The organism is Agromyces humi, from assembly GCF_009720255.1.
Classification (GTDB): Bacteria; Actinomycetota; Actinomycetes; order Actinomycetales; family Microbacteriaceae; genus Agromyces; species Agromyces humi.
Map to the genome: position 1 here is coordinate 1 of NZ_WJSP02000621.1, position 1,420 is coordinate 1,420.

General features: G+C 71.5%; 2 protein-coding genes. One reads left to right on the forward strand and one right to left on the reverse strand.

The window, feature by feature from the left end; genetic code table 11:
- Positions 1-68: 68 nt before the first annotated feature.
- Positions 69-1,010 carry a phosphodiesterase gene (locus tag GH736_RS22945; RefSeq protein ID WP_203230926.1) on the reverse strand — a complete coding sequence of 314 codons (942 nt, stop codon included), beginning with the start codon at positions 1,008-1,010 and terminating at the stop codon, positions 69-71.
- Between the two features lie 185 nt (positions 1,011-1,195).
- On the opposite strand from GH736_RS22945, the gene GH736_RS22950 reads away from it, so the two are divergent.
- The gene (locus GH736_RS22950; protein ID WP_159607332.1) at positions 1,196-1,360 is read left to right on the forward strand and encodes a hypothetical protein; all 165 of its coding nucleotides are present in this window, start codon (positions 1,196-1,198) and stop codon (positions 1,358-1,360) included.
- The last annotated feature ends 60 nt before the right edge of the window (positions 1,361-1,420 follow it).

A 1,420-nucleotide genomic window follows, 5' to 3' on the forward strand; every position in this document is an offset into this window, starting at 1 on the left:
TGACTGCCGCGCCCGACCTCACGGCGTAGCCGCGCGGCGAGAACCACGACCTGGGGTGGCGGCTGCCGTCAGGCGAGCACCGGGATGGGCATGGTGAACGGCGGCTCCTTGGGGACCCGCGGCGTCGCGGCATCCGCGATGCTGACGCCCGACTCGCCCAGGCGGCGCGCGCTCTCGTCGGCGGGGATGAAGTCGAGCGCCGGGAACGAGCCGAGCGGCACGACCGAGTGCAGCACCGTCGAGGGATACACGTGCACCAGGTTGAAGGCGCGCGCACCGTCGCGGCCGCGGGTGCCGCCGACCGGCACGTTCAGGTCCTGCGTGTAGCAGCTCGCCGACGCGACCGACACGGGCACGCCCGCGAACGTCGCCGTCGACGAGTAGTGCAGGTGCCCGGCGATGATCGAGCGGATGTCGCTGCCTTCGACGACCTCGGCCAGGCCGGCCTGGTCTCGCAGCTCCACCGAGACCGCGAGGTCGAGCACGCTCGGCACGGGCGGGTGGTGCATGGCGAGGATCGTGCCGTGCGGCGCAGGGATGGAGAGCTCCTCGGCGAGCCAGTCGAGCTGGCCAGGCGTCACCTCGCCGTGGTGGTGGCCGGGCACGGTGGAGTCGAGCGTGATGACGCGCAGCCCGTTGACGTCGTCGACGCGGTCGACGGGACGCGACCCGCCGAGCCGGTCGCCGAGCAGGCCGCGGCGGAACGCCCCGCGGTCGTCGTGGTTGCCCATGACCCAGATGACCTGGGCGCTCAGCCGCTCGGCCACTGGGTCGACGATCCGGCGGATGCGGTCGTAGGCGTCGGCCTCCCCGCGATCCGCCAGGTCGCCCGTGAAGACGATCGCCTCGGGTCGCGCACCGGATGCCTCGAACTCATCGAAGAGCGTGCGCAGGTGCTGTTCGCTCGACACCCGGTCGTAGAGCTTGCCGCCACCCGCGAGCAGGTGCGTGTCGCTGATGTGGAGCAGGAAGTGGTCCGGCCTGGGGTACTCGGCCGTTCGAATGGTCACTGGGGGTTCCCATCGTTCGGTGGTGACGCGCGGCGGTGGACGTCGCGCCCAACCTAGCCGACCACGCGAAGCTGAACGGTGAATGAATCCGGAATGTGGCGAAGCCGAACGCGGTGGGGGCCGATTCCGGGAACCCGCGTCACGATCCGGCATCCGTCGCGTCTCTCTGGTGAAGGAGGTCGGTCATGGTGTGGTGGCGACGGATGAAGGACGCGCAGCACGTGGATCACGTGGAGTTCGTGCGGCTCGAGCTCTCGGTGATGGCCGTGCGCTGCGCGTGCCCGCGAGACCACGACCACGCCCGTCCGACGTCGGTGGCCATGCACGAAGCGCACGTCCTGGCCGCCTGATCGGCGCGCCGGCAGATCAGGACGGCCCGGCCGCCCGCGCCATCGCCACGGCCGTCCCCG

Coding starts and splice junctions, on each gene's coding strand:
- GH736_RS22950 (WP_159607332.1), top strand. CDS start 1,196: ATGGTGTGGTGGCGACGGATGAAGGACGCGCAGCACGTGGATCACGTG.